Genomic DNA, 20,621 nt, shown 5'->3' on the forward strand with positions numbered 1-20,621 from the left:
CCCCCGATTAGTTTAAAAAATGAAAAGCCTTTGTACTTTGCAGAGGCTTTTTCAATTTTAAATGGATAAACTCATCATAGTTTCGTTATGGAACAATCAGAACAATTAATACCACATCTATTTAGATCAGAGTACAGAAAACTTACAGCCGTACTCACTAAAATATTTGGACTGGAGCATATCGAAATTGCAGAAGACATTTCCAGCGATACTTTTCTGTTGGCTTCCGAAACCTGGGGAATAAAAGGTTTACCTGAAAACCCTGTTGCCTGGCTCTATACCGTTGCAAAAAACAAGGCTAAAGATTATTTGAAAAGGAATACCCTTTTCGAACAAAAAATCATGCCTCAAATTCAAAACAGCACTTCCGAAATTCAAGAATTAGAGATTGATTTATCTGAACAGAACATTACAGATTGTCAGTTGCAAATGATGTTTGCTATTTGTCACCCTTCCATTTCTTCTGAAGCCCAGATCAGTTTATCACTCCGTGTACTTTGCGGTTTTGGAATTGATGAAATAGCTACCGCATTTTTAACCAACAAGGAGGTGATTAACAAAAGGCTGTTCCGGGCTAAAGAAAAACTTAGAGAAGAGCAGGTTAAGATAGAATTCCCCAATCCATCAGCAATTGAAGACAGGCTTGAAGTAGTTTTAAGGACACTATACCTTCTTTTTAATGAAGGATATTACTCATCAGGAAAGGATATAACCTTACGAAAAGACGTTTGTCTGGAGGCCATGCGCCTAACAAACCTATTACTTGAAAATAAATCGACCAACAAACCAGCCGTAAACGCGCTAATTTCCTTAATGTGCTTTCATGCCTCACGCTTTGAGGCAAGGGTAAACGTAAACGGAGAAACCATCCTTTATCAGGATCAGAATGAAAATCTCTGGAATGCAGAGCTCATTCTACAAGGGCAATACTTTTTAAACCATGCTTCTGTAGGAAACAAACTCTCCAAATACCATTTGGAAGCAGGCATCGCCTATTGGCATACCCTAAAGCAAGACACAGAAGAGAAATGGGAAAGCATTTTGCAACTGTATAATAAGTTGCTGCAGTTAGAATACTCTCCAATGGCAGCCTTAAACAGAACCTACGCGTTATCAAAAGCCAATGGCAAAAACGACGCAATTATAGCCGCAGAGAAACTAAATCTGAGCAATAATCATTTATATCATGCGCTCCTGGGCAATTTATATACAGGAATTGACAACGCTATAGCTCGTTCTCATTTTCAAACGGCTTTAAAACTGACTAAATCTAAAGCCGATAAAACGGTTATAGCCAGAAGCATAAGCAACCTCGATGCCCTTTAAAGCACTCTACATTTCTAGAAATATTTTAATTAACTATTAATTAGTCTCATTTTTGGCTAAAAGAATGATTTAATTTTAATATTTTTAATCTTGAAGACATCTTAATTTACCACAGCACAATTATACCTTATTGTACTTATTTAAAACTAAACTACCTATGGAGTTATTGGAACGAAAACTACCTTTTTTGAATACATTATTGAAAGGCGTTGGTCAGATTATGCTTCAGGAGAATTCATTAACCGGACTACTTTTCTTACTTGGTATCTTTTATGGTTCTATCCTTATGGGTTTAGGTGCGGTTTTAGCTGTTTTGGCTGGTACCCTTACAGCCAAAGTATTGAGATACGACAAAAAGGAAACTGAACAAGGTTTATACGGTTTTAGTGCAGCTCTGGTTGGTGTAGCACTTATACTGTTCTTTAAACCGGTTATTATTACTTGGATAGCCATTGTAATTGGTTCTGCTTTGGCAACTATAATACAGCACTGGTGTATTGTTAAAAAAATACCCGTTTTTACCCTTCCATTTGTTCTGGTTACCTGGACGTTTATCTATATTTTTCATCATATTTATCCAATTGCGGCTCCTGAATTGCTAACCGCCGAAACACACATCACCAATGATTTCACATTTGCGCTAAGAGGTTACGGTGAGGTTATTTTTCAAGGAAGCGCCATTTCGGGCATTATTTTCTTTATAGCCGTATTTATCAACTCACCAATTTCTGCACTTTACGGAATTGCGGGAGCAATATTGGCCGCTACTATATCTGCATTATTTTCTGCACCTACAGAAGCCATCGAGATGGGTTTATTTAGCTACAATGCCGTTTTATGTGCCATCGTTTTTGCCGGCGACAAGCCCAAAGATGGCGCCTGGGCAGCAGTCGCGGTAATACTATCGGTATTTATTGCATTTTTAATGAATAAATTTAACTTTATTCAACTTACATTCCCCTTTGTAGCCGCCACCTGCATTACTTTGGCGGTTAAAAATTTGAACATCAAACAAAGATTAGAACAAACTATAACTGACTAGAAATGTTAAAAACCTACCTTTTTTTATTCATTGCTATCATTTTTGAAATTGTTGCAACATCGGCTTTAAAAGCATCCGACCAATTCAGCAAACTAGTGCCATCAGTTTTAACTGTCATAGGGTATGCAACAGCATTTTATTTTTTGAGTCTTAGCCTCAACAAGCTCAATCTCGGCATTGCCTATGCAATATGGTCGGGAGTTGGCATTGTTATGATCTCTGTAGTAGGTCTTTTACTGTTTAAGCAAAAACTCGATCTTCCGGCAATAATTGGTATTATCCTAATTATCTGTGGTGTAGTTGTTATCAATGTATTCTCTAAAGCCGTAAGCCATTAGGGTTTTTCGCCAACTACGTCTCTTTTCCATTACACTATCTCAAAAAATTTGATAGAATCGTTAATATTTGGTAATCTTGGCGCCACACAAATAAACCAAAACCTAGCTTCGGTTAGAGAAACAAGTAATAAATGAACACAAACCAATTAAGCTCCGACATTCTAAAAACTAAACAGCATTTTGAAATACTTGATGGATTAAGAGGGATAGCCGCAATTGCCATTGTAGTGTTTCATTTTATGGAAATGGTGTACCTTCCAGGCGATAACTTCATTGCACATGGTTTTCTTGCAGTAGATTTTTTCTTTTGCTTATCTGGATTTGTGATTGCTTATGCTTACGATGACCGTTTGCAAAAAATGGGTATCAAGGAATTTTTCAAATCCAGGCTGATCAGGCTCCACCCACTGGTTGTATTAGGTTCCGTAATGGGACTATTGGCTTTTTTATATGATCCATTTGGTGGCGGTTCGGAACTTTATAGTACAGGAAAAGTAGCACTTATTTTCATATGCTCTATCCTACTTATCCCTTTCCCGGTAATTACGGAGCGTTCTTTTAATCTTTTCGGCCTCAATGCCCCTTCCTGGTCTTTATTCTGGGAATATGTTGCCAATATCCTGTATGCTTTTGTACTTTCCAGACTCCACAGGCGTTACCTGCTGATTCTTGCCTTTATTTCCGTATTTGTACTTTGTTATGCAAGTTACCGTGCCGGCGGCTCCCTATTGGGCGGCTGGGCTGGTGAAAACTTTTGGGATGGCGGTGCCCGTATAGCCTATTCTTTTTTAGCAGGCATGCTGATTTTCCGTTTCAACTGGATCATCAAAACTAAACTAGGCTTCATAGGTCTTTCCATCTTGCTGTCATTGGCTTTTGTGGTACCCTTCACTACCTGGAACTGGCTAACAGAGCCATTGGTGGTATTGGTTTATTTCCCTGTACTGATTGCTCTTGGTGCTGGCGCCCAACTATCGCAGGGTCTTAAAAAGATCTGCATATTCTTCGGTAAAATATCCTATCCTTTATACATGACGCATTATGCGGCGATCTGGATATTCTTAAACTATTACACCAAGTATAAACCGGCAACCGGACAACTAACCATAATCATCATTACTGGCACTATCCTTCTGCTTGGTGTAGCCTACCTGGTAATGGTATTTTACGACATTCCTGTAAGAAAGTATTTAACCAGTAAAAGAAAACAAGCTTAAAAAAGGTTAATGGTAATTGATTTGTAATTTCACAAAATCAAACTGGAGTTACTGGTTTTCACTATAACATGTCAGACTCAACTCAGACTTACCTTAGACTCAAGTCAGACTTCGGTTAGACTATAGCCTAATAAACTCTTATTTTATTGTCTTTTCAACCTTTTATCAATCTCTTATTGACTTAATGCCGACCAATACTCCTAAACGGGTAAATTAAACACCAACTGACTATTTAAGGCTTTTTAAATATCGATAAATACCGTTTTCTTTTAATAAAACGGTATTATTCCAAAACTGCTCATCATCCAAAGTATCATAACTATAGTCCCACTTGGTAATTGTAGCTAGATTTCCCATGACGCTATTATTAATTACTCCTTTTTTCTTTATAGACCTCGGAAAATAATTCCATTCGTAAACTTCATCTGAGCCGGAAAGAATCACAAAATACCTTACCGTAACTACCCCTTTATCATCTTTAACCTCTATTGGATTGATGACAACCTTTTTATTTGAATCATAAATTAACACAAAGTCTTTCAAAGCAGACTCGTAGCCGGAAATTTGATGCTGTTTTGATTTAATAGCTGCATCATAAAATGGCTTAAAGATATTATTAGCTATACTATCTTTAAGCACCTTTTCTGCAGCAGCTTTTTCTTCTTTTAAACGCTCGGCAACTAATTCATACATCCCTATATAGTTCCTGTTTTCACGTTCTTCATCTTCCCACATATCCTTGTAATCTTCCCAGTCTGGATGCTTTCTTTTATCCTCTATTTTCTCAAATAGCTTTCCTTCCCAAAAATCAGAATCAATTTCTGTTTGGCCATCTTTAAAATATCCCCAACCCTGCAAATTATTTAGGTACTTCAACTTCCCTTCGCTTTCATTTTCTGCCTCAAAATAAGTGACCATATCTTTTTTATAGTACCAAAGGCCATTGCTTAAAATACCTTTAATGATATATGCATAATTCTGTGGGATATCCAGAAAATCCTTATCTCTAATAGTACTTCCTGACAATATCTTCACATTATGATCCTTCTTACTATCCGAGAGACCTTTTAGATTTTGCTTATCCACTTTACGAAATAAGAAACCTATGAATTTACTTTTATTATCATTATAGAACGTTTGATATAGATCCGGAAGATTGATTGTACTATCCGATTCACCAATTACAGATTTTATTAATGATGGATCTGAGTTCTTTAAAAAGATATCGGTTTTAATGACCTCAAACCTTTTTAGGGCTAACATCCGTTCGTCCTGCAATGTTTTATTATTTGATGCAATTTGGAGAATCACATCTGGTAGAGCAGCTGATAATGCGTTATTAATAATGCACTGAATAGAACCATCACAAGCAAATTCAAATCCCTGATTAATTTGATCACCAGTATATTCTTTATCCACCACTAAGGAATTGCTTTCAGCTTCATATAATTGCACCTTAAGGTGCAATACAAATTTCCCCTTTTCTTTTGCGACATGCGCAGACGGGAAGCTTAGCACATAAGGCATTTTCTCATCTACGGCAATCTTTGCCAGATCAGTTAGCCCATTTTCTGCAGTTATATCTTTTAGAAGAATCAGCGTATTTGGGAAACGCTCGATAAACCGATAGCCGAGGTAGTCTTGACAAAACAAGGGAATTTGGTTAAAAAAATTTAGCTTTCTCATATACTCAATGCCACTTTGTCTCATCAACCTTATATTTTCATCCTTTTTATTTGACAAATCTGGTTGTTCCTGATTATCAATGTTTCGTTTTAACGCCTTATTTTTTTCTTCAATAGCCTTAGTTGCTGAAGGATCAAAACTAATTTTACCAGGGGAGATAATTAACAGTTCAGGCTCAAATTTACTTTTAGGAGCCTCTTTAATTACTCGCTTCTCTTTAACCTTAGTTTTAATGACCACTCCAAATAGCATCTCTGAAACATTATACCCCTTTAATTCGGCAGCGTCAATAACATCAACACTAATAAATGTACTATCAGCAATGCTTGCAAGATCACCTTCGTAATTGTTTTTTAAGACTTTCCCATTTAAGATATATTGGATTTTTTGATCGCCCGCATTGCGGGTAAGTATTTCTTGATACTTGGGCGACTTTGATGACAAGTACTTCTGAAAAATTTGTCGGCAGTGAACTTTAGTTTCAATCAAAACAACTCCATTCCTACCCTTTTCGCCATAAGACTTGGAAGATTCTGGCTTAAGAACAGTTACCATAGCAATATCATCCGGATTTATATTACTCATCCCAGATTTGAGTATCTCTTTCCCATCCATAAAGAATAAAGGATCCTTATTGGCATCTCCTCCAGGCTTTGTCGTATCCTGAGCTAAAAGCCCAAAAGAACAGAAAATGAAGAAAACGAAGATAGTTGCAATTGTTAGAGGTTTATTCTTGTAGACCATGAGTGAAAGGTTAATATGCAATATTAAGAAGAATAAAATAAGTTTTCACTTAAAGTTGTTTGTATTAAATCTAAATAAGAATACCTTTGCCGGCAGTTTTAATTATTACACAAACAAACTATGCCAGATTCCCAAATCAAAACGCATGCTCAAAAACAATCTACTTTATTAACAAGTAAATACAAATTATTACTGATTCTATCATCTCTGTTTCTTACTATCGCACCTTTTATCTCATTCGGACAAAACAACAACGGTTCGAAGGCTACATTATCAGGTACAGTTAACGATACAGAAGGCCAACCGCTGAAATATGCAACTGTTGTAGTTAGCGGCGGAAAAAGCACTCCTACAGACAACTTAGGTAAATTCCTGATCAAAGATCTTTCTGTCGGTAGCCATCGTATCAGTGTTAGCCTGGTTGGTTATCAAACTGTAACTAAAGAGGTAAAACTTACTGCTGATACTACTACCGAAGTTTCTTTTGTACTTGAGATAGGAAATGCGCTCTCTGAAGTCATTGTTACAGCTGGTAGAAAACCGGAGAGCCTTAAAGATGTCCCTTCTTCTGTAACTATCCTTACCGCTCGAGATGTAAAGGAACAGCTAAATGTTAACCCTTCAGTCTCTGCAATACTTGGAAATACAGTTCCGGGTCTTGGAACTTCCAGTAATAAGGCAACCAATTCTGGACAGACCCTCCGCGGCCGTCAGGTACTGGTGTTGATTGATGGTATTCCTCAATCTACTCCACTTATGAACGGAAGTCGTGACATCCGTACACTTGATCCTGCGGCCATCGAGCGCGTTGAGGTTATTAAGGGGGCAACTTCTATTTATGGTAATGGATCTGCAGGTGGTATCATCAACTTCATTACTAAAAAACCTGTTGCAGACAAAACGTTTAGCGGCACAACCAGCGTTGGACTAAATGGCAACCTTGTACATCCATCAAATACAGCCGGATACAGGTTTTCGCAAAGTTTTTCAGGAACGGTAAAAAAGTTCTCTTATGTGGTTAACGGCACTTACAATTATACTGGCGTACTTAGAGACGCTAAAGGAAACGTAAATGCTCAGGCAGATGGACTTGGCGAGAATTCACTGTACAATACTTTTATCAAATTAGCTTATAAGCCAAACGAACATAGTGAGATTATCGCCTCATACAACCTCTTCAGAAGTGTGCAGAGCAGTGACTATATCAATGTAACAGGAAAATACTTGGAAAGCCCTTCTGTTGGCAAAAAAGGCGATGATCTGGGAGAACCCGCAGGAACGCCATACAACCATAATGCCCTAATTTCCTATCATAACGATGCCTTGCCTTTGAGCAGTTCCCTTGATATTTCGGCTTATTACAATAGTTTTGTTTCTATGAACAGGTATGTAGAAAAGGCAACAGCTTGGTACGGTCCGGGTCAAACGAAGATACAGTCATTCAAAAAGGGTGTTCGCTTAACATTAAACACACCCTGGCAGATGGGCGCCATCGGCAACGGAGAACTCACTTATGGACTCGATCTGCTAAATGACCGAACTAACCAGATTCTTACAGATGGCAGGGTATATATTCCGGATATGAACATGCTCAATCTTGCACCATATGCCCAAATGAAAATGGACATAATGACCAACTTCGTTTTGAAGGCCGGAATCCGCTATGAAAATGCCGACGTTAAAGTACATGATTTCAAAACTATCGCCAAAGGCCCCAATGGTGAAGGCAGCATTGCGGTAAGCGGAGGTAAAATTCCTTATAATGCAACTACTTTCAACGCAGGTTTACGATACAACAAATATGATATTTTCAATCCTTTTGTGAGTTTTTCTCAAGGATTTGCAATTAATGAATTGGGCCGTATATTGAGAAGTGCAACTAGCAATACACTGGAGAGCATTGCCACGGACCCTATTATTACCAATAATTACGAGGCAGGTTTCAGCAGCAGACTTGGTATTGTCAATTTAACTGCGTCTTATTATATCAGCACATCCAAATTAGGTGCCAACCTTGTTGATATTGATGGTTTTCTAGTGCCTCAACGCGAGCCGGAACGCATACAAGGATATGAAATTGCAGCTGATGTTTACTTTAGTAAGCAGTGGACATTTGGAGGTAGTTACTCATTTGTAGAAGGTAAAGCGGAACAGGCAAGTGGCACAAAAGTATATATGAACGGCTTACGCATTGCCCCGCCCAAAGCTACCGCTTACCTTGGTTACCGACCATTAAGCTCACTTGACATGAAACTTTATTGGGTATATACCGGAAGTCGTGATCGTTTTGATGTTCGCGCTAATGGTTTGTATGCTAATAGCGAAGGTGTTGTGAAACCGGTAAGTCTTTTCAATCTTTCGGCCGGCTACCGGATTAACAGTAAATGGTCTGCAGGACTTGGTGTGGAGAACCTTCTGAACAGTTCTTACTATCCAGTGGTAAGTCAATATCGGGCTATTGATGCAGAATATGTGCGTGGTAATGGTGCAACTATGAGTCTTAACCTTTCTTATAACTTTTAATAATGCTGCGGAAAATATTTTTCTGGATGCATAAATGGCTAGGTCTGATTACAGGCCTGGTTGTTTTGATTGTTAGCATAACCGGCTGTATAAACGTTTTTTCAGATGAACTGAAAGAATACTTTTATCATAAACGATATTATGTCGAAACTGAGGGAAACCCTAAATTTTTAAACTTTAGCGAACTTCGCGATCGGGCACAAAAGGCACTAGGCCCCGACATTAAAATTTCCCGGAGTGAGATCTATCCCGCCAAAGGCCGTACTTGGGTATTTAGGGCCTCCCTGACCGATAAAAAAGCCATTGGACACTGGAACTATTATAAATATTATTACAGGGTCTACATCAATCCATACAATGGAGAAATAGTACACATAGAAGACTCGAAGAATGAGTTCTTTCAACTGGTACTGAATCTACACATGAACCTGTTATTGGGCGACGCAGTGGGTAGCATGGTGACAGGAATTTCAGCGTTATGCTTTTTTGTTCTGCTGCTAAGTGGTCTTATTCTCTGGTTTCCTCGGAAATGGAAGGCAAAGGCTTTCAAGAAAGGCCTTATATTTAAACGCAGTGTAGGAATAAAACGCCTGAACTATGACTTACATAATATATTAGGATTTTACATCCTAATCCCAGCCATATTGATCTGTATAACAGGTCTGGTCTTCGCCTTTCCCTGGGCCGACAAATCTGTTCAATTTGTAGCCAACGGAGGAAAAACTGTTAAAAAAAGAATCATTCCTTTATCTACGCCCAATGAATTCTACCATCCGAAAACGACCGACAGTGCGATTGCTCATCTTTTTCAGGTATATCCTCAAGCTGATGTGTTATCAATCAGAGTTAGGGAAAAGAATACGGATCCAATGGATGTTCAAGTACGACTTGCCAAAAATCGCACACATGTGTTCGAATGGCATTATTTTGATCGTAATACGGGCAAACTGCTGATGAAATATGGTGATCAAGATGTAAAAGGTGGCGAAAAATTCAAGAGTATGAATTATGACCTGCATACCGGAGCTTTTGCAGGAATTCCGACGAAACTACTTGCTTTCTTTGTTTCATTAATCTGTGCGGCTATGCCTGTTACCGGTTTTTTGATCTGGTACAACAAAGGAAAGAAAAGCAAGAAACCAAAAAAAGATTTCGACTTATTTGCGTAAATATTAAATACGAGCTAAAAGCTCGCATTAGCGAAAAGGTTTATTATCAAATTCCATGTACTTCATCAAATAAAACTTTAGGTCCAATTAGTATATATATTTCTGATTTTCAATTCCTTAATTTTTGATTTAAGCTCATTGGTGGGTATAAATAGCTCCGGCATCTTTTCTTCATGAGTTTCAACAAAAATATAATCGATTTTTTTGTGCACTTCTTTATCAATAAGGTGATTCACAAGTTCAACTTCAGCCCCCTCAATGTCAATTTTGAGAATAAAAACCTTTGACGAGAGTGACACAATGAAATCAATTAGGTTTATCACATTAATTTCATAGTATTCTTCTGAATTAACGTTGTTTTTAAAAGAACATAGCGACGAACCTGTTGAATACTTTAGCTCATCAGTATCTGAATTGATATGTTTATAAAGTTTTGATTTATGTTCGTATACCCCAACAGCAACATCATAAACACTCGCATTTGCAACATTTTCAAATCTTTGCTTTAGTTTCTTAAATGCAAGTGGGTGGGGTTCAAAGCAAAACAATTTAGCACCTGAATCAATTAAGGGGAAGCTAACTTCGCCAATGTTGGCTCCACAATCAATTACAATCATATCCTTTTTCAATTTCCTTAACAAATACTTGGGCACTTTTTTGTGCTTGATATTAAAAAAATTTTTTAATTCAAAGTTCGCTTGTGCAAACATATTGTTTAAAGAATTTATCATGGTGTATAGTTTTATAAGTTCTTTCAAAATTGAATTGGGAAAATGGTTTTAAGTGCAGGGAAACGATTATTCAGCCACTTCAATAAAGCCGATTTTGAGGCTCATACTAGCAAGTAAAAACAGATAAATGGACCACCTATACCAAAACACCATCGGATTATGATATTACCCAAGGAAAGAGGGTACCAAAATCAAACTTCAAGCAAATGCGCACCATTATCCAACAGGAAACAATCTTTCACAATATGATAGAAAAGATGGTGAAGCATTATAGGCTAGGGTGGAAAAGCATTGTATTACCAAAGTAAGTAAGTCGAAAAAGATTAATATTTCCCTGACTTAGATGTTTCATATGAGCTGAGGGTAATTGTTATAAATATTCTGTAGTTTTTCAAACTCACTTATTGTTCTGAGATTTAGAATTTTCAGAGATGAGATTTAACACCTCATTATATTTTTCTAAAAGGACAACATATTTATTCATCCAGAAATAAACCAAATTGTTATCTTGTGTAATTTCATTTGCAACCGAAGGAGTTTCGGTTTCGAGCAAATGACGATAGTTTTTCATGAAAGTTTCAGGAAGTTCTCTGGTAAAATCGTGCCCAATCACATCGCCAACTTTTAAGATAATATGCGGATTTAAATCCTCTTGCTTAAACCAGTTGTAAATTGTTCTTCTGCTTACTTTAAGTTTGCGAGAAAGTTCACTAATTCCTATACGCTCCATGCGAACAGCTTGTTCTAGAACGTGCCCTACATTGATCTTCATAATTATACAATAAATGTGAAACTTGGATTCTTAATTAGCCTCAAGCAGGTCTAATTCTTGGTATCGGGAATTATTGCTGATAAAATCAGGCAAAATTTCTTTCATTTTCCTAACCATATTAAAGTCATCTCCTTTTTGGCTGATGTCAATTAGATCTTTTATAATCTGGCTTACATATAGGTAGTTATAGGCTATATTTTGTGATATTTTAATTTTTGGATGATGTGTAGCTATAGCTTTCTCTTCTAACAAAAGTAGTTCTTCGTAAATTTTTTCTCCTGGCCTTAATCCAGTAAAAACAATATCGATATCTACATAAGGTTTTAGGCCGGCAAGTTTAATCATGTTTAAAGCCAAATCGATTATTTTAATGGGCTTGCCCATGTCGAACAAGAAAATTTCTCCACCTTTACCCATTGCCCCTGCTTCTAACACCAGCTCAACTGCTTCGGGAATGGTCATGAAATAGCGGGTAATATCTGGATGGGTAACAGTAATGGCGGTTCTGCGTTCTATTTGGCTTTTAAATCTTGGTATTACCGAACCGTTCGATCCCAGTACATTACCAAACCTGGTGGTAATAAAACGTGTTTTTACGGTCCCGTTAACCCTATTTTCTAGACTATTTAACGATTGAATATATATTTCGGCTAATCTTTTTGATGCCCCCATTACATTTGTGGGCTTTACAGCCTTATCTGTAGAAATCATTACAAATTTTTCCACTTCAAATTCTACGCATAAATCAGCCAAATTTTTAGTACCCAATACATTGGTTAAAACTGCTTCCGAAGGATTTTCCTCCATCATGGGTACATGTTTATAAGCCGCAGCATGAAAAACAATTTCGGGTTTATAGAGTTCGAACAAAGTTCTGATACGGCTGGGATTTTGAATATTAGCCATAAAAACTTTCACATTATCGGCTTGCAGATTGTCTTCTAAACAAAGTTTTAAATCGTGCAGAGGCGTTTCAGCCTGATCACAAAGAATGAGCATTTGTGGATGGTAGTTGATGGCCTGTCTTACAATTTCTGAACCTATTGAACCTGCTGCTCCAGTAATAAGGATACGCTTACCGCTTAACTCTCTTAGTATATTTTGCTTATCAAGTCTTATGGGTTCTCTTTCCAGAAGATCATCAATTTTTAAATCTTTAAGCTGGTCTGTAGCAAACTTCCCATACAGCCACTTATCGGCCGATGGTACTTTAACCATTGGAATTTCGGCATTGCCGCACAAATCAATAAATTTTATTTTATTTGAGGTGCTTAATGCATTTTCTGAAATTAAAATTCTAGCAATCTGATACTTATTTTTCAATAACGACAATGCGCGAAATGCGAAAACATTTTTTTGTTCAATATGCTTATCTACCCTATCTATATCATCATCTATAAAACCAACAATATTTAAGTTACTGGTATTATCTTGATCAATTGCTTTTTTAATGAGCAACGAATGATGAGTTGTGCCATAAATAAGGATATTTTCTTTTTTAATCTCCCCTAAATTTTTAATCGAATTGTATAAAGCCCTAACAGTGATTCTTAAAAGCACCAGCAAAGATGAAGATATAAAGAAATTTAAAATCAGTGCTTTTTCGAAACCAGCAAAATGCAATGGAAACAATTGAAAAAACACTGCGTAAACACTCATAAATAACAGGCTTACAGAAAAAACAGCTAAAAAAATCCGCAACATATCTTCTGTATTGGAATACCTGATAATGCCCGTATTTACTTTTAAAAACACAAATACGCCAACAGATATAAAACTATACACCCATATAAAAAGATGGTTTTGCCCATTAAAAAAAACGGCATAATCGTTTCCGTTTGTTAAAAAAATAGCTAAACATAAAGTGCAGATAATAATTACCTGATCTATGAATAAGATAAGCCATTTGGAGTGTATTCTTTCGGGGAGAATTAATTTTATCATAGCCTTTAAACTATTTGTGAAAATTATTTAAGCTTGTTGTGGCAACAGTCTGTAAAGCGGGAAAAAATCGACAGTACTGTTTATATCATTACCTGTTTTTTCTACCAAATGGTAATACACGGTTTCATTGGCGATATAGCGCCAACTGTTATAATTAAAAAACAAATCTGAAAAACCGGTTTTCCAATAAAATAACGAGTCTTCTTTAAAGCCCAATCCACCACCTAAATGATAGTATTTCATACCTAATGTTCGACCAATTACACTAACTTGATCAAATAGAAATTTAGCGGGAGAATCTTTTAAATACTCTTGTAAAGTACCCAATAAATAGGCCTCTACAATGCCGTTTGTGCAGGCTATAATTTGTCCGCTTATTATCTTGTCTTTTGCATAAACCAGAACTAAGCGGCAATCTATTTCATCAGACTGAAGAAGTTCTATAAAATGTTGTTTATTAAATAAATAAAAATCTGTTGAGCCAACACGTTGCATATTTTCGCTATAGATATTATAAAAAGCCTCTACATCTTCAGGACTTTTGCTTTCTTGTATAAAATACCCCTTCTTAATGCAACGTTTTATGTGTTTGGCAGTGGTTTCTCTATACTTTTTTCGTTGGGTTTCAATAGTACACCGAAGATCTATCGCTACTGTTCTTCCGTTTCGATGTAAAGAACCAAATTTTTGAATTAAAAAGTTTTGATTCAGAAACGGATTAAGTCTGGAGAATACCGTAACAATTTTTTCATTTTCAAGAAATTCTAAAAACGATTTTTTGAAGTTATCTATCAAACAACTATCCAAATCTTCAAACTTTTTGTTCGATACTGGGCCTGTGTAGCCATAAACAGAACTTAAATCGAAGAAAGAAGTATTTGGAATTGACCTTTTTATAAATGGAAAAGCTATAAAATCTATTTTTTCTTGATATACAAAAAGGATAGGATCGCCACCTTTATCAATAGCATGATAACTCCAGGTATGGTAAAAATCGTAGCTATGTGATTCTTTAATATAGGTGTTCCATTCTTCTTTTTGATCAATGGTAATTAATTTCCTCATAATGATGTTGTTTTTACGTTAAGAGATTGAATTACAGTTTGGCCAATTACGTTTCCATAAAACCATCAGTTTCTATGACTTCCGTCCTTAAGTAAGATGTACTTTATAGAATTGATTTTTACTGAGTATCATTTTTATTAAGCCATTATTTTCGTCATGAACAGTAGATACAAAACCTAATTTTTTGTAAACTGTAATTGCCGGGGTGTTTGATGCGTTAACTGCTAGTGAAACTTCATCTAAACCCAATTCAGAGAAAGCATATTCTAATATTAATTGACTAGCCTGCTGGCCAATACCCAGTCCCCAAAAGTTTTTTTCACCAATAAATATATGGTACCCAGCTTGTCCGTTGTTTATATTTACTAACTGAATATTACCTATATATTTATGATTTTCTGCCAAACAAATGGCAAATCTCTTTTCGTTATTGTTAGTTAATTTACTCTTCAACCATTCTTCTTCCATTTCTAAAGAAATCAATTTATCTGGCTTAAACTCAGTTAATTCCCATACTTCAGCATCATTTCTCCATTGATAAGAGACTTGAGCATCATCTAAAACTAATGGCCTTATATAAACAGCGTGTTTCATACAATTTGGATTAATGCTGTAAACTCGCGAAGATTTATTATGAAGAAATAAATTATTCAAAATTTTGTCACTTGTTTACCCAATGGCATTAGATTAGCATAAATATTTATTGCTTAATAACAACACCTCTTTTAATGATTTAACAATTAATTTCATGTCATTTAAATTGTAGCGATGATCTATTGGTAAAAGAACCAAATACTTAGCAAGGTAATTTTCAATCATCTGATTATTTGTCCACTCAAAAACATTAGGCCAATAGGTTGGCGTAAATATTTTTTTCTCAATAAGTTTATTTCTAACATCCTCATTATTTACTAAAAATGGATAAACAAGTGGCCCATTTGGCACGGGCATCTCAATATTCAGTTCATTTAGTTCAGCCAGGCTCTCATGTAAAAAACTAAAATTTTCGTTTCTTGTATTTTTACAGCTTTGATAATCAATACCAGAAAGGATTTTTTGGGTTAGGACAGACATTTGTTTAATATCTTGATTTTCTAATCTTTTTTCATTTTCTTGATAAATTCCAAAAGCCTCCTCTTTTCCAATATCCATACTTTTTATAAGATGAGTAAATCTCTCTACTGAAACATCAGTTTCTAAATCTAATCTCGTATTTATATTTAGATATAAATAAGCCCCATCAGATACCCCGAAAAACTTACGGCATGAATAAATAGTATCAACTCCTGAAATCGGTTCAGAAAAAAAAGCTTGAGCATTATCTATTACAATATTTTGTATGGTTTTGCATAAGCTATTAATGGTGCTACTTTTTAAGCCAAAATAATTGGTGTACAAAAAACATTCAGTAGGCCCAATTTCAAAATCAATAATAGGATCTAATTCGCTATTAATTGAATAAAACTCGTAGGCAACACCTAATTTTAGTATAGGCTCTAGTAAAACACTACAAGTAAAATACGGAATATAAATTTTGGTGTACTGTTTTACCTTTAGTATATACTCTAAAGCATTTCTACTGGTGTTTAATTTAATTAATGAAGGATAATATTCTTCTCGGACAGGCAGTTGCAGCTGAAAAAAACCGCCAATTGCGTTTGAATTTTCTTTGTACAAGTTCATAAAATAAGTTGATTGATTATTAGACTTTACATAAGAATTTCATCCTTGATTAGATAAATACATTCTTTTATGTGGTGGCTGGTAAAACTCATATAAATTTGCAGGAACGCGAGCATTATAACCTACAACTTGCCTTAAATCTTCGTTTAGTGTTTCGCCAAATTCGTAACCTAAAAATCGTGGAAAATCGAATTGTGGTTTAAAAAATGGTTTGGTAAAACTCAATGTTAATACTCGCCTATTGTTATCAGTGTAATTTTTGCCGGCAGCATGCCATAAACTCGAATCAAATAATATGATGCTGCCTTTTTTTGCTATTGCCCTATCTGCTTGCTGATAGAAATAATCATTATCCGGTTTTATATCATATTTATGTGAGCCCGAAAGCAAATAAGTTGCACCATTATCTTCTGTAAAATCATCAAGCAATACAATCATTTGAATCATCATTTTTAGTTCATCGGTAAAACTTCTTAAATCGCGATGCACATTTTGAACGTAAGGCCTTGAGTTTTTAGCATTAATTACACCACTCATGCCATTTAAAATATAGTTTCCTTTTAAAAAATGTTTCATTTCCTTGTCGCAGAACATTTGCTCCAAAAAATGCAAACCAAAATTGTTGGGCTCTAACAAATGATGTAGGGTGCCTTCCATATTTGTATCTATCCCATTTTCTATTTGTATTTGTCTCCTTAAAGAGTATGCCCTATCCAAATCACCGATAATTTCGGCAACCAAGTCTTCGCTTAAAGCGTTTTCGTAAACAACCCAGCCAAATTCATTAATTGCTCCATCAAAATCGCCAATGGTGGCTTCAGAATAGTTAAATTTATTTTCCATAACATTAAAATTTAAATTTCTTTCATTTTAAAAACCTGCTTAATTAGGACTTCTGTATAAAGGAAAATAATTTGAATTTTTATTAGCACCCTCAACAAGTTTATCGTATGTATTTTTATCGGCAATAAACCGCCAGATATTATCTTCTAAAGTAAGATTAGAAAAAGAAGCTTTAAACTTAAATAAAGAGTCTTCTTTACCGCCAACACCTCCGCCCAAATGAAAATATTTTAAACCCAATTTTCTACCCACAACACTAATTTCGTCGGTAAGCAATTTACTTGGCGATTGATTAACGTGTGTAGCACTGGTGGCCGATAAATGGTTTCTAATGATATTGCCAGAATATAAAACAATGGCGCCACAAATCATTTGGCTACCGTCAAATATGGTGATCAACTTGCTGCCCGATTCGTTGTTTTTTAATATTTCTGTAAAATATTCTTCGCTAAAAAAATAGCTTTTATCGGCTTGTAACCTATGCATGTTATCATTATACATAGCCGTAAAAGTTTTAATATCGTTTGGCTCAGTAGTTTCCTTAATAGTATAATTTACTTTTCGTAATTGACGAATTTGTCTCCCTAACCTTTTCTCGTAATTGGCTCGTTGCTCTTCTAAAGAAATGGTTAAATCCATATATATAGTTTTGCCATTGCTGGAAACCCCACCTATTTTATTTAATAGCGGTTCTTGCTTTATAAAGGGATTAAGCCTTGAAAAAACACAGATATATTGATTGCTATGCATGAAATTTAAAAATGATGTTTTAAACTTCTCCAAAAAACAATCCGATAAATCCTCATTTGTTTTGTTTGATATGGGACCAACATAACCATAAGCAGAAGTTAAATCGAAGCTAATGGAGTTAGATATATCGCGTTTTATTAAAGGTAATGCAATAAAACTTTCTTCTTCTTCGTAAACAAAAAGAAGGGGTTCGCCCCTTTTGTCCATAGCATGGTAATGCCATGTATGATAAAAATCATAATCTACTGCATTTTTAATGTAGTAAACCCATTTGCTTTCTTGCTGTATAGAAATAACTTGATAGGCCATAGCGAAAAAAAGGAGTTAATTTTTATTAAAGATCTAATTGCGTTGCCGATAGGGATTCCGGCAAGGGATTCTAAAGAACAATGTTGGTTAGACATGAGGAACCAGGAAATAATCAACAACAATATTTTATAAAAAAGCTTTGTTTCAAATGTCCTTTTTATGCCTGCATTATTTTAAGCATTTCGGTGTTTACCAGATTTACGTCGAACTTTTCTTGTGCGTAATTTCTACCATTAATACCATTTAAAACTATATCTTTTGAATTGGTAATATAGTACTCCATTGTCGTGGCCAATACAGAAATATTCTTAATGGGTATTAAAAACCCATTTTTTTTACTTGGCAAAATGGCAATAGTTTCTCTGCAACCTACCGAATCGCACGTAATTATTGGTCTGCCCATGGCCATACCTTCTAACAAACACCTGGGCACACCCTCGCCATAATAAGATGGCAATACCATAATAGATGCTTTTTTAATATATGGTCTTACGTCATTTACTTCACCAACATATTCAATAACATTGCCCAATTGAATTTTTTGATACAGCTCTTCACTTATCGTGTCAATATTGTCATTATAGGGGCCAATAAGTGTAAATTTTGCGCTGGGAAAATTAAGTTGAACTAGTTTAGCGGCTTCGTAAAATTCTCTGATGCCTTTGGCATTAATTAATCTGGCAATCATTAAAAAGCTAATATTTTTCATATCTGGCTTCGAGTAATCGTAATGTGATAAATCTACACCAGAACCATTTACAACATAGGCTTTATGCTTTAAACCAATTATTTTTGCCTCTAACAATTTGTTGTAATCGTCTTTATTCTGAAAAATTATCCGGAGCCTTTTATTAGCATTTAAACTAAATTTTAATAAAATTTTAGTTATTCTACTTACTATTTTCTTTTTTGTTCCGGCATTGGTGAAATTATAGCCTAAACCAGTTAGCATAGGTGTTATACGGCTTACGTTGCAAATTTTGGCAATTACGGTACCGTATATTACAGGTTTAAAGGTATAAGGGAAAAATATATCTGGTTTTATGTTTTTAATGATTTTGTATAAACCCGCTATATATTTAAGATCGGAAAGAATAGATACATTACTACCATTTAATTCGTTTTCATGCACAATAACATTAAGATTGTTCAATGTGTCGGCAACATTTTGCTGGCAAATTTTAGGGGTAAAAACATGAACCTCGTTATTTTTAACAAGCTCCTCTATTAATTTACCTCTAAAATCTAATAATGTACGCGAAGAATCGCAGGCGATAAGGATTTTCTTTTTCAACATGATCAATTTAATCAGATTTATAGAGGTCAGCCAGGTTTACATAATAACCTGCTTAACAGCATTTATAAAAATTTCGGGGTCGTTAATTGTACGCTTATAGACTTCTTGTCCATTAATAGCTATATGTTTATAAAGATTATAATTGGATACAACGTGCTCGGCTTTTTCTTTAAAATCACTTAAATCCCAAGCTACTGGTATATATGTTTCATTAGGGATAAATAAATTCGGGAATGTCACTAGGTGTTCAACCGATGGCTTAATTAATAAGGATCCAGAAATAAAAGTTTCAAAATCTCTGTAACAAATCTCCCCATATCCAAAAGGGCTAATACTAACTTTTGATTGGCTCAATTCCCCTAAATATTGTTTACGGGGCAAAATATCACCAGTCGCAACATTTAAGTTTAAAGTATTAAGCATTTTTAATAATGTATTCCTTTGAGATACTGTTACAATTTGCTTATTATAATTTATCATGCCTCTAAATGACAAGTCTAAAACCCTTTTTTCATCTACATTTGTGAACTTAAGTGGACAAATTTTATAATTAACATAATTACTTAAGAGATGTTGTAATCTAAAATATCTGTGATCAAAATAGGCTATATTCCAACCAACTTTAATTTTATGTAATTGATCATCAGGACAAGGAAGGAATTTCTTTTGTTTAAGTTCTGGATCTAACCAAACATTAACATTTTTGTTCTCATTTTTTTCAGTATAGTATTCCGTGTTTTTTAATATTTGCTTTTTGGCAAAAGTATCTACATAATTAATTACAGGAAATTGAGTTGTGCCTGATGAATCATCCGCATCAAACCAAACAAGCTTACCCACATTTTTTTTTAATTCATATAAATAATTAATTAATCTGCTATCATTTTCAGAAACATTTTTTAAAGCGTTTTTCATCCCATGATCAAAATATCTATGATATAAAAGAACACGATCTGCATTGTACATCCTTTTATTGTTGTGATTGAAGATTATTTCAATATTTATACCATGATCTCTAAACTGATTTTTCCATCTATAAAAAGGGTGCAAATCCGAGCTTAATCTTGTTCGTGGTAAAGAAAGAATTTTTAACGTAATCATAACTGAGAATTCTAATTTAGCTTATAAAATAAATGTTATAAACTATTAAAGCCACCTATACAGGCGGCTTTAATAGTTTAT

The 20,621-nt window shown here is 35.0% G+C and carries 17 protein-coding genes; 6 read left to right on the forward strand and 11 right to left on the reverse strand.

What is annotated here, in order from left to right; translation table 11 throughout:
* Positions 1 to 87 precede the first annotated feature (87 nt).
* The 4 genes from J1905_RS02055 (at position 88) to J1905_RS02070 (ending at position 3,923) form a co-directional block, all read left to right on the forward strand.
* Complete coding sequence (locus J1905_RS02055) at positions 88 to 1,326, forward strand: RNA polymerase sigma factor (RefSeq protein ID WP_214225507.1); 1,239 nt, start codon at positions 88 to 90, stop codon at positions 1,324 to 1,326.
* A gap of 157 nt (positions 1,327 to 1,483) precedes the next feature.
* The gene (locus tag J1905_RS02060; RefSeq protein WP_214225508.1) at positions 1,484 to 2,368 is read left to right on the forward strand and encodes an urea transporter; all 885 of its coding nucleotides are present in this window, start codon (positions 1,484 to 1,486) and stop codon (positions 2,366 to 2,368) included.
* A 2-nt stretch (positions 2,369 to 2,370) separates the two neighbouring features.
* On the forward strand, positions 2,371 to 2,706 hold the full coding sequence (locus tag J1905_RS02065) for an SMR family transporter (protein ID WP_214225509.1): 336 nt from the start codon (positions 2,371 to 2,373) through the stop codon (positions 2,704 to 2,706).
* A 131-nt stretch (positions 2,707 to 2,837) separates the two neighbouring features.
* The gene (locus tag J1905_RS02070; RefSeq protein ID WP_214225510.1) at positions 2,838 to 3,923 is read left to right on the forward strand and encodes an acyltransferase family protein; all 1,086 of its coding nucleotides are present in this window, start codon (positions 2,838 to 2,840) and stop codon (positions 3,921 to 3,923) included.
* 228 nt (positions 3,924 to 4,151) lie between these two features.
* Here the strand turns inward: J1905_RS02070 and J1905_RS02075 are convergent, their stop codons facing one another.
* The gene (locus tag J1905_RS02075) at positions 4,152 to 6,353 is read right to left on the reverse strand and encodes a hypothetical protein (protein WP_214225511.1); all 2,202 of its coding nucleotides are present in this window, start codon (positions 6,351 to 6,353) and stop codon (positions 4,152 to 4,154) included.
* A gap of 120 nt (positions 6,354 to 6,473) precedes the next feature.
* On the opposite strand from J1905_RS02075, the gene J1905_RS02080 reads away from it, so the two are divergent.
* Positions 6,474 to 8,876: a TonB-dependent receptor gene (locus J1905_RS02080; RefSeq protein WP_214225512.1), complete on the forward strand. Its 2,403-nt coding sequence runs from the start codon at positions 6,474 to 6,476 to the stop codon at positions 8,874 to 8,876.
* 2 nt (positions 8,877 to 8,878) lie between these two features.
* A complete protein-coding gene (locus J1905_RS02085; RefSeq protein ID WP_214225513.1) occupies positions 8,879 to 10,045 on the forward strand; it encodes a PepSY-associated TM helix domain-containing protein in 1,167 nt (388 codons plus the stop codon).
* Between the two features lie 77 nt (positions 10,046 to 10,122).
* On the opposite strand, the gene J1905_RS02090 is transcribed toward J1905_RS02085, so the two are convergent.
* The 10 genes from J1905_RS02090 to J1905_RS02135 form a co-directional block, all read right to left on the reverse strand.
* Positions 10,123 to 10,776, reverse strand: a complete 654-nt coding sequence (locus J1905_RS02090) for an FkbM family methyltransferase (protein ID WP_214225514.1) — start codon at positions 10,774 to 10,776, stop codon at positions 10,123 to 10,125.
* A 397-nt stretch (positions 10,777 to 11,173) separates the two neighbouring features.
* On the reverse strand, positions 11,174 to 11,548 hold the full coding sequence (locus J1905_RS02095; protein ID WP_214225515.1) for a helix-turn-helix domain-containing protein: 375 nt from the start codon (positions 11,546 to 11,548) through the stop codon (positions 11,174 to 11,176).
* 30 nt (positions 11,549 to 11,578) lie between these two features.
* Positions 11,579 to 13,492 carry a polysaccharide biosynthesis protein gene (locus J1905_RS02100; protein ID WP_214225516.1) on the reverse strand — a complete coding sequence of 638 codons (1,914 nt, stop codon included), beginning with the start codon at positions 13,490 to 13,492 and terminating at the stop codon, positions 11,579 to 11,581.
* A gap of 27 nt (positions 13,493 to 13,519) precedes the next feature.
* On the reverse strand, positions 13,520 to 14,557 hold the full coding sequence (locus J1905_RS02105; protein ID WP_214225517.1) for a GNAT family N-acetyltransferase: 1,038 nt from the start codon (positions 14,555 to 14,557) through the stop codon (positions 13,520 to 13,522).
* An 87-nt stretch (positions 14,558 to 14,644) separates the two neighbouring features.
* The gene (locus J1905_RS02110) at positions 14,645 to 15,151 is read right to left on the reverse strand and encodes a GNAT family N-acetyltransferase (RefSeq protein WP_214225518.1); all 507 of its coding nucleotides are present in this window, start codon (positions 15,149 to 15,151) and stop codon (positions 14,645 to 14,647) included.
* Positions 15,152 to 15,244: 93 nt separating this feature from the next.
* Positions 15,245 to 16,240: a hypothetical protein gene (locus tag J1905_RS02115; protein WP_214225519.1), complete on the reverse strand. Its 996-nt coding sequence runs from the start codon at positions 16,238 to 16,240 to the stop codon at positions 15,245 to 15,247.
* 39 nt (positions 16,241 to 16,279) lie between these two features.
* Positions 16,280 to 17,083, reverse strand: a complete 804-nt coding sequence (locus J1905_RS02120; RefSeq protein WP_214225520.1) for a phytanoyl-CoA dioxygenase family protein — start codon at positions 17,081 to 17,083, stop codon at positions 16,280 to 16,282.
* Between the two features lie 39 nt (positions 17,084 to 17,122).
* Positions 17,123 to 18,142: a GNAT family N-acetyltransferase gene (locus J1905_RS02125; protein ID WP_214225521.1), complete on the reverse strand. Its 1,020-nt coding sequence runs from the start codon at positions 18,140 to 18,142 to the stop codon at positions 17,123 to 17,125.
* Positions 18,143 to 18,299: 157 nt separating this feature from the next.
* On the reverse strand, positions 18,300 to 19,439 hold the full coding sequence (locus tag J1905_RS02130; RefSeq protein ID WP_250317965.1) for a glycosyltransferase family 4 protein: 1,140 nt from the start codon (positions 19,437 to 19,439) through the stop codon (positions 18,300 to 18,302).
* 36 nt (positions 19,440 to 19,475) lie between these two features.
* Positions 19,476 to 20,540, reverse strand: a complete 1,065-nt coding sequence (locus J1905_RS02135; protein WP_214225523.1) for a glycosyltransferase family 1 protein — start codon at positions 20,538 to 20,540, stop codon at positions 19,476 to 19,478.
* Between the last annotated feature and the right edge of the window lie 81 nt (positions 20,541 to 20,621).

Origin of the sequence: Pedobacter sp. B4-66 (assembly GCF_018492665.1) — a bacterium.
Classification (GTDB): Bacteria; Bacteroidota; Bacteroidia; order Sphingobacteriales; family Sphingobacteriaceae; genus Pedobacter.

Excerpts from the sequence above, each read along its gene's own strand:
- J1905_RS02055 (WP_214225507.1), top strand. The coding sequence starts at position 88 with ATGGAACAATCAGAACAATTAATACCACATCTATTTAGATCAGAGTAC.
- J1905_RS02060 (WP_214225508.1), top strand. The coding sequence starts at position 1,484 with ATGGAGTTATTGGAACGAAAACTACCTTTTTTGAATACATTATTGAAA.
- J1905_RS02065 (WP_214225509.1), top strand. The coding sequence starts at position 2,371 with ATGTTAAAAACCTACCTTTTTTTATTCATTGCTATCATTTTTGAAATT.
- J1905_RS02070 (WP_214225510.1), top strand. The coding sequence starts at position 2,838 with ATGAACACAAACCAATTAAGCTCCGACATTCTAAAAACTAAACAGCAT.
- J1905_RS02075 (WP_214225511.1), bottom strand. The coding sequence starts at position 6,353 with ATGGTCTACAAGAATAAACCTCTAACAATTGCAACTATCTTCGTTTTC.
- J1905_RS02080 (WP_214225512.1), top strand. The coding sequence starts at position 6,474 with ATGCCAGATTCCCAAATCAAAACGCATGCTCAAAAACAATCTACTTTA.
- J1905_RS02085 (WP_214225513.1), top strand. The coding sequence starts at position 8,879 with ATGCTGCGGAAAATATTTTTCTGGATGCATAAATGGCTAGGTCTGATT.
- J1905_RS02090 (WP_214225514.1), bottom strand. The coding sequence starts at position 10,776 with ATGATAAATTCTTTAAACAATATGTTTGCACAAGCGAACTTTGAATTA.
- J1905_RS02095 (WP_214225515.1), bottom strand. The coding sequence starts at position 11,548 with ATGAAGATCAATGTAGGGCACGTTCTAGAACAAGCTGTTCGCATGGAG.
- J1905_RS02100 (WP_214225516.1), bottom strand. The coding sequence starts at position 13,492 with ATGATAAAATTAATTCTCCCCGAAAGAATACACTCCAAATGGCTTATC.
- J1905_RS02105 (WP_214225517.1), bottom strand. The coding sequence starts at position 14,557 with ATGAGGAAATTAATTACCATTGATCAAAAAGAAGAATGGAACACCTAT.
- J1905_RS02110 (WP_214225518.1), bottom strand. The coding sequence starts at position 15,151 with ATGAAACACGCTGTTTATATAAGGCCATTAGTTTTAGATGATGCTCAA.
- J1905_RS02115 (WP_214225519.1), bottom strand. The coding sequence starts at position 16,240 with ATGAACTTGTACAAAGAAAATTCAAACGCAATTGGCGGTTTTTTTCAG.
- J1905_RS02120 (WP_214225520.1), bottom strand. The coding sequence starts at position 17,083 with ATGGAAAATAAATTTAACTATTCTGAAGCCACCATTGGCGATTTTGAT.
- J1905_RS02125 (WP_214225521.1), bottom strand. The coding sequence starts at position 18,142 with ATGGCCTATCAAGTTATTTCTATACAGCAAGAAAGCAAATGGGTTTAC.
- J1905_RS02130 (WP_250317965.1), bottom strand. The coding sequence starts at position 19,439 with ATGTTGAAAAAGAAAATCCTTATCGCCTGCGATTCTTCGCGTACATTA.
- J1905_RS02135 (WP_214225523.1), bottom strand. The coding sequence starts at position 20,540 with ATGATTACGTTAAAAATTCTTTCTTTACCACGAACAAGATTAAGCTCG.